The organism is Nocardioides sp., from assembly GCF_050699375.1.
Classification (GTDB): Bacteria; Actinomycetota; Actinomycetes; order Propionibacteriales; family Nocardioidaceae; genus Nocardioides.
On record NZ_JBOHDN010000187.1, the window covers coordinates 23592 to 30791 of the forward strand.

Here is a 7200-nt window from a genome sequence, read left to right on the forward strand (position 1 = left end):
GTTATCGAATTCGATAACGGAGCGATGCTTCAGGCTCTGTCCGTGGGAATCCGCTCGCCGCCGCGGATCGTGACATCGCGCTGCTCGATCTCGCCGCGGGACTTGTGGGTCCAGATGGTGACGGCGACGCCCTGCTTCTCGATCCTGACGATGGCGCACGGGACGTAGTTGGCGTGGATGGCGTCGGTGAGCCAGGGCTGTGGGGTGTGCAGGGGCATGGTCTCGATGATGACCGGGATCGAGCCGTCCTCGAGCTGGGGCACCAGCACGTCCTCGTACTGAGCGAAGTCGTAGTGGAACAGGTAGTAGGGCGTCGGGTTGGTGATCTTCAACGCGTCATAGAGCTCGAGGTAGTTGGGCATCACCAGCGCCTCGCGGGTACCGGCGCTGCAGCGGTCGTGCTCCGGTCCGGCCCAGCGTGCGATCGAGTCGCTCACCGCGAAGGACTTCGCGTCGCGGCGCATGTCGTTGAGATGGTCGAGGGAGGCGAGAGCCGGTACGCAGCCCAGCACGAGCAGCGCGCCGACCGAGACCGCGGCGGCTCGTCGCAGGAACGTGGCACCCAGGCAGGCCCCCGCGACGGCCAGGGTCACGAGTGCGACTCCGCCGAGCATGCTCTGGAGGCCGAAGCCGATCCAGAGGGTGGCGGCTGCCCAAGCGGCGCCGAGCAGGGCGAATGCCCACGCGAGGGGTGGTCTCGACAGGCTCGACCACCGGAAACCCCCGGAGGTAGAGCCTGTCGAGACCTCGCGCGAGTCCCACATCTCCGCGACGACCAGGACGACGGCGAGGAGGACGAGGGCGGAGACGGTGGTGGTGTGGGGGTTGTCGACGCGGCGGATGGGGACGACGACGAGGACCAGGCCCGCCAGCGCCACCAGGCGGGTGGAGTCGGAGACCCGCTGCCACACCAGCGGCACGAAGGGCAGCAGCAGCGCGAACGGGTAGAGCGCCAGGATGAAGAACCGACCGGACTCGGTCGGCAGCCCGAAGAAGTCCCACGCGGCGTACTGCGCCCCGGCGTGCGTCGCGGTCTGCCCGAGGATCACCTGGCGGTTGAAGTCGGAGAAGGAGAGCCCCCACAAGACCTTGTACGCCACCGCCTCCAGCCCCAGCCCGGCGATGAACCCGCCGGCCAGCTGGGCGCAGCTCACGATCCGCTGGCGCCAGGAGGCGTCCCGGCGCGCGAAGAGCTCGAAGAGCCCCGAGGCGCCGGTGAGGAGCACGGCCAGCTCGACGTACTGCCAGAAGACCAGCGCCGGGAGCAGCACCCGCGCGATCGCGGCCAGGCGCGGGCGCGACTCGATCCATCCGGTGGGCAGCAGGACGAAGACCCACAGCAGGCAGATCGTGTACTTGATGTGCAACGGGGTCGCGAGCAACAGCACCCCGAGCGCGAGCGCGACCATCACGGCCGGGTGCAGCCGCAGACGCAGCCCGATCGCGGCCGCGAGCACGGCGCCGAGCCCGGCACCGAGCAGGCGTCCCCAGAGGAAGTACCAGATCGTCGGGCTGCCGCTGGCGACGCCGTAGAGCGCCGCGTTGACCCAGAAGGAGCCGGCGTTCCAGCCGTGCTCGAAGTCGACCAGCGGGATCGCGCCGTGAGCGGTGAGCTTGGCGAGGTGATACTGCGCGCCGAAGTCCTGGGTCAGGAACGAGCCGTTCTGGGCGCCGACCGAGTAGGCCGACCAGGCCAGCGCCAGCACGCACACGCCCGCGAAGGTCGCCCACCTGATCATGCCTCCGCTTCCGCCTGCAGGTCCCCCCGAATCAGCCACGGAGCGACGATAGAGGAGAAGACTCGTTCAGGCGACGACCCACGCCCTGATGTATCCACCAGAGGAAATGGTTCCCGGCTCCTCACTCGGCCGCGGGCGGCCACTCGCCTTCGAGCAGCGAGAAGGAGACGCTGTCGCGCCAGGCTCCGTTGGTGTGTACGTGGTCGCGGATTGTGCCTTCGCGCTGGAAGCCGAGTGACTCCACGAGTCGCATGCTTGAGGTGTTCATCGGTCCGATGTTGGCCGTGATGCGGTGCAGGCCGAGGTCTCCGAGCCCGAACTCGATCATTCGCGAGACTGCCATTCGGGCAATGCCTCGGCCTTGCCACTCGGGTCGCAACGCATAACCCAGGTCAGCTGCCTTGACCCCCATCAGGCCGAGCCGGGCGAAGCCGATGATGACCTCGGTCGAGGGTGACTCGGTGATGGCGAGGTAGTACTCGCTGCGTGGAGTGTCGAGCTGTCGCTCCAGGATCCCGTCGAGCATGGACTGCGCCTCGTCCCGACTTCGAGATTCAAAGCTGAGCCAGTAGGTAACCCCGTCGTCACCGACGATGGCGTGTATGCCATCGGTGTCGCCCTCCTCGAAGTCCCGTAGAACAAGCGAACCGGCAGCCAAACTGAGGGATCGTGATGTCGTACGTCCGGTCATGGACGCATCGTCAACGGTCGTGCGGCGAAGGCCTCGATCTGATCACGTAGGTCGTCGGCAGGCCGGCTGTCGGGTGCTGATTCCACTGCAGCGCCGACTCGTTGGACGCTCTTGACGATGCCGCCGATCCGAAGGTCCCGCGGAAGCTCAAGCACGGGCGCGATGGACTCGGCCGCCCCTTCCACCTCGCCGTTGGCAATTCGGATGATCGCTTGGTCGCACCATGCGCCAGCGGCGTCGCCGAAGGCCCAGGTGTCTCGTGTGTCATCTGCGTACGCGTCAACCGCCAGTTGCGCTGCGCCGTCGCTCTCTGGATGGTTGGGCAGCCAGCTCAGCGCGTCAGCGGCGTAGTAGGCCGCCCTTGCATCTGTGAAGGTGAGGATGCCACCAAGGCCATCGAGGTCGGTGGGCTCCATGGCCTCAGTCATCTCGTCGGCTCGGTGGATGCTTTCGGTGGCCTGCTCCACGTTGCCGAGGCGCGCCCATGCGCGTGCGCCTGAGGACGCAAGCCACAGCGCGGCGCTGTTTACGGCGTTCGTCGCCAGCCCACGGTCGACGTAGCGCAGCGACTCCTGCGGCCTGCCGTCCCAGTAGGCGATCAGCGCCATCAACCCGTTGAGCCACACTGCGACGGTCGTGTTTCCAGCTTGCTCGGCGAGAATCAGTGCCGTGCGTGCCTGGGTGACAGCGGCTCGCGGGTCACCCAGGTCATGGGATGCCTTGGCAAGGATCCCACCGGTAATTGCGCCGATGCTGAAGAGCTGGGCAGCATCGCCTGGTCGGCGTGGGCGCAGGATCGCTTGGTGAACTGCATCCTGGAGCGTGACCAACGGGTTGATCAGCTCCGGAAGCGCCTGCACCGGGTACGCCCGGGCAAGGTCGCGTAACTCTTCCTCGAGCAATGAGTAGTCGTCGATGCCTGGCATGTTCAACGCGAGGTGGCGAGCCTTTTCGGCAGCCATGGTGAGAGCCTCCTGGTAGCTGGGGCGTCCGGACGGTGGGCTTGCTGCCGGATCATGGGGTCCGAGAAGAACGACGACCGGATGACCAAATGCGCCCTCCAGCGCCCGCGCGATCGCTGGCGTCGGCTGAACCTCGCCGAGCGCACGTGTGCCAAGTCTCCGGGCGTGATCCTCGGAAAGCGACACCAACCGGCCACCGGCCGCCGACGCGCGCTCCACGGCACGGGCGACATCACGCCAGGTCAAGCCGCGCTCGATCTTGATCGCCTCGAGCGTCGTACGAGGTGCAGCTGATGTCATCTGGTCGTCCTCCTGTTCACACCTTGCCCGAGCAAACGGCCCGACGTCAGTGGCTCAGCCCGAATGCCGGTCGATGTCCGCCGATATCGGTTGATGTCTGCCGGGTGTTCGTGGAGATGTCGGTCCCGTTCCCTCAACGCTGGATACCGGCGAAAAGCGCCAGCGACCTGTGAGACGCCACGAGCATAGGTGGCCGCGGTCGCCACCAACCGGAGGAAATCGAATGAGATCTCGGCGTGCGACCCCCGGACGTCCGCGGCATGTCCCAAACACCAGCGCCGTAGCCCCACGGGACCAGGTGCTCAACGCGGCGGCGAAACTGTTCGTGACTCGCGGCTTTGCGGCTACCTCGACCCGGGAGATCGCGGAGCGAGTCGGTATTCGGCAAGCCAGTTTGTACTATCACTTCGCCGGGAAGGACGAGATCCTCGCCGAGCTCTTGCAGCGCTCCGTACGCCCCACGGTGGACAAGGTCGAGAAGATCGAGACGCTCGTCCCGCCCGAGACGCACGCGACCGCGCTCTATCTCCTCGCACTGATCGACATCCGCACTCTGGCCGATGCGCCCCACAACGTTGGCATCCTCTACGCCCAGTCCGATGTGACCAACAGCGAGGTCTACGCCGACTTCCAGCACACCCGTCGTGAACTGGTCGACGCCTACGGCCGCATCGGCCTCCAAGCCGCCTCGGTCGACGTGACCGCTGACATCGACGCCACAGAGCTTGGCGAGATGTTGATGCACTCGATCGAGGTCGTCACCGGCATCCGCAACGCCGGGACGGCAATGACGCCTCATCGAGCGAATCGCATCGCAGCAGCGGTGCTGAGGATGTGCGACGTGCCCAAGGAGACCATCGCCGCCGCAGCTTCGGCTGCATCTGAACTTCTGGCTGGGTTTCACCACGAGACCACCGTCGCCTCGGCGGAGAGCACCCTCTAGATCTCCTCGCCGGCCCGTCGCCTCAATCGACTGTGGCGGCGGGTCGGCAAGGCCAGCACAGTCGAAACTCAACCCTGCGAGGAGCACCCAATGATCCAGACCATCGAGGATGTCCCCCCGGCGGCAAAGCGCCGTCTCGGGTTTGTGTGGCTGGAGATCACCGGCCGTTGCCAACTCGAGTGCGTCCACTGCTACGCCGAGTCTGGGCCAGCCGGGAACCACGGCACCATGACGGTCACCGACTGGGAACGGATCATCGACGAGTGCGCGGGCCTCGGCGTGACCATGGTGCAGTTCATCGGCGGCGAGCCGACCCTTCATCCTGACCTGCCAGCTCTCGTCGGATACGCCCTCGCGCGCGGCCTGGACGTGGAGGTGTTCACCAACCTCGTCCACGTCTCCCCAGCGATGTGGGACGCACTCGATCAGCCGGGCGTACGTCTCGCCTGCTCCTGGTACTCCACCGACCCTGCCCAGCACCTGCAGATCGTGCGCCGCAACACGCACCCTCGCACCAAGGCCAACCTCGTCGAGGCGACCCGGCGGGGCATCCCGATGCGCGTCGGCATCATCGGGATGCTCGACGACCAGGACCTCGATGCCGCATCCGTCGAACTCGCCGCGCTCGGTGTGACCGATGTCGGCGTCGACCACCTGCGGCAGGTGGGCAGGGGCACCCGCGACCAGGAAGCCTCCATGGCGCAGTTGTGCGGCAACTGCGGCAACGAAGTGATCGCTGTCGGCCCCGACGGCGCGGTGTGGCCGTGCGTGTTCTCCCGTTGGATGCCCGTCGGGAACGTTCAAGACACCACCTTGGCCGAGATCCTGGTCGGGCAGCCCATGCAGGACGCCAGCGCGAAGCTCGCAGAAGAGTTCGCCCCACGCGAGATGCCGTGCGTGCCGAAGATGTGCAATCCGCAGTGTGGCCCGTCCTGCTCTCCAGCCTGCCGCCCCGCCAACAATTGTCGGCCCGTCGGTGCGTGTGTCCCCGGGTACCGCTGAGGCGTAGGACACTGGATTCATGCTCGCAACCCGCGCCTACGTCCCCGACCACAAGCTCCCCGCCGGTGACCCCGGTCGGTGGCCGTGGCCGTACGACGTGCCGTGTGTTGCCCAGCTCGTCCGGGAGGGCATGACGTTCTCCAAGCCGATCACGTTTCTCGTGGGAGAGAACGGCTCCGGGAAGTCGACACTGGTGGAAGCGTTCGCCGAGGCGTGGGGACTGGACGCGCACGGCGGCCGCGCAGGGCGCAAGTACGTCAACGACCGCCCCAAGACCCCGCTCGGCGACGCCGTCGACTTCGACACCACCCTCGCCGGCGGCACACACCGATCCGGGTCCCGCACAAGACGCCGCGGCTACTTCCTGCGCGCCGAGACCGCGTTCGGGTTCATGAACGCCGTCTCAGGGATGCGCGGCTACTGGGACGAGGACACCTCCGAGATGTCGCACGGGGAGGGGTTCCTCACCGTGTTCGACAACATGTTCACCGACCCCGGATTCTATCTGATGGACGAGCCCGAGGCCGCGCTGTCGTTCACCTCCAGTGTGGAACTGGTCGCCCGGATGCACGAACTCGGCACCACCGGCGCGCAGGTCATCTGCGCCACCCACTCACCCGTCCTGGCGGCCACGCCCGGCGCCGACATCATCGAGGTGGGAGAGCACGGGTTCCGCCGTGTCGAGTGGGACGAGCTCGACCTGGTATTCCACTGGCGCCGCTACCTGAACGACCCGCGCGCCTACCTACGCCACGTCATCGACGATGAGACCACCGACCGGTGAGCACAACCCTCAGCCCCGCCGATCAGGCACACCGCCGCCGCCTCACCGACGCGCATATGGACGCCGCCAGCGGACTCGGCTGCGTCCTGGATCAAGGACGGCAATGGGGCTGGTACGACCGTTCCGTCTCCGGCCGCGCCACCCGCGCCGAGCAAGAGGTGTGGATTCGCACCGTCACCGAGCAGTCCCAGTGGGTCGACATGCTGTTCTGGACCGGCAACCTCGAGGCCAACAAGATCGCCGGCGTCCCCAAGCCGATCGTCCTCGACTCAGCCGAGACCCGTGACGAGGACCGCTGGTTCCGTACCGAGGTGATGACGCTGGTCGACCATGCCCCGGCCTCGCCGATTCCTGCAGCGACGACACCTCCTGCCGTCGACGACGCGTGGCTGGACCAGCTGCGTACGTCGCTCGAGGCGCTAGCGGCCACGTCGACGACGCGGGAGGCGAAGGTCCAAGACGACGTCACTCAGCAGCTGCGTGAGTACTTCGGCGACCGCATCGACCCCCAGGTCGAACACTGGGTGACCTCTCACGGCGACCTGCACTGGGCCAACCTCACCGCTCCCGGTCTCGTCATCCTCGACTGGGAACAGTGGGGCCGGGCCCCGTCCGGCTACGACATCGCCACCCTGTACTGCCACAGCCTCCTCGTGCCCGAAACCGCGGCTGCCATCAGGCACCGCTTCACCCACATGCTCAACTCACCCGACGGACGTCGCGCACAGCTCCTCGCAATCACACGCATGCTCAGCCGCACCCGCATGGGCGACTACACC

The 7200-nt window shown here is 66.9% G+C and carries 7 protein-coding genes; 4 read left to right on the forward strand and 3 right to left on the reverse strand.

Translation table 11 applies throughout. From position 1 onward, the window contains the following. Window positions 1-29 precede the first annotated feature (29 nt). The 3 genes from ACRDPS_RS13975 to ACRDPS_RS13985 form a co-directional block, all read right to left on the reverse strand. Window positions 30-1739, reverse strand: coding sequence for a hypothetical protein (locus ACRDPS_RS13975; protein WP_431502252.1), 1710 nt, complete (start codon window positions 1737-1739; stop codon window positions 30-32). Window positions 1740-1860: 121 nt separating this feature from the next. Next, window positions 1861-2430 carry a GNAT family N-acetyltransferase gene (locus ACRDPS_RS13980; RefSeq protein ID WP_431502253.1) on the reverse strand — a complete coding sequence of 190 codons (570 nt, stop codon included), beginning with the start codon at window positions 2428-2430 and terminating at the stop codon, window positions 1861-1863. Beyond that, the gene (locus ACRDPS_RS13985) at window positions 2427-3692 is read right to left on the reverse strand and encodes an XRE family transcriptional regulator (protein WP_431502254.1); all 1266 of its coding nucleotides are present in this window, start codon (window positions 3690-3692) and stop codon (window positions 2427-2429) included. The genes ACRDPS_RS13980 and ACRDPS_RS13985 overlap by 4 nt, the downstream gene beginning before the upstream one ends. A 298-nt stretch (window positions 3693-3990) precedes the next feature. On the opposite strand from ACRDPS_RS13985, the gene ACRDPS_RS13990 reads away from it, so the two are divergent. From ACRDPS_RS13990 to ACRDPS_RS14005, 4 genes are all read left to right on the forward strand, one after another. After that, window positions 3991-4635 carry a TetR/AcrR family transcriptional regulator gene (locus tag ACRDPS_RS13990; RefSeq protein ID WP_431502255.1) on the forward strand — a complete coding sequence of 215 codons (645 nt, stop codon included), beginning with the start codon at window positions 3991-3993 and terminating at the stop codon, window positions 4633-4635. A 90-nt stretch (window positions 4636-4725) separates the two neighbouring features. Then, window positions 4726-5637 (forward strand): radical SAM protein, encoded by a 912-nt coding sequence (locus ACRDPS_RS13995; RefSeq protein WP_431502256.1) that lies wholly within the window; start codon window positions 4726-4728, stop codon window positions 5635-5637. A 19-nt stretch (window positions 5638-5656) separates the two neighbouring features. Further along, complete coding sequence (locus ACRDPS_RS14000; protein WP_431502257.1) at window positions 5657-6421, forward strand: AAA family ATPase; 765 nt, start codon at window positions 5657-5659, stop codon at window positions 6419-6421. After that, window positions 6418-7200, forward strand: a 783-nt coding sequence (locus tag ACRDPS_RS14005) for a phosphotransferase (protein WP_431502258.1), incomplete at its 3' end; no start/stop codon positions are given. The genes ACRDPS_RS14000 and ACRDPS_RS14005, both read left to right, overlap by 4 nt.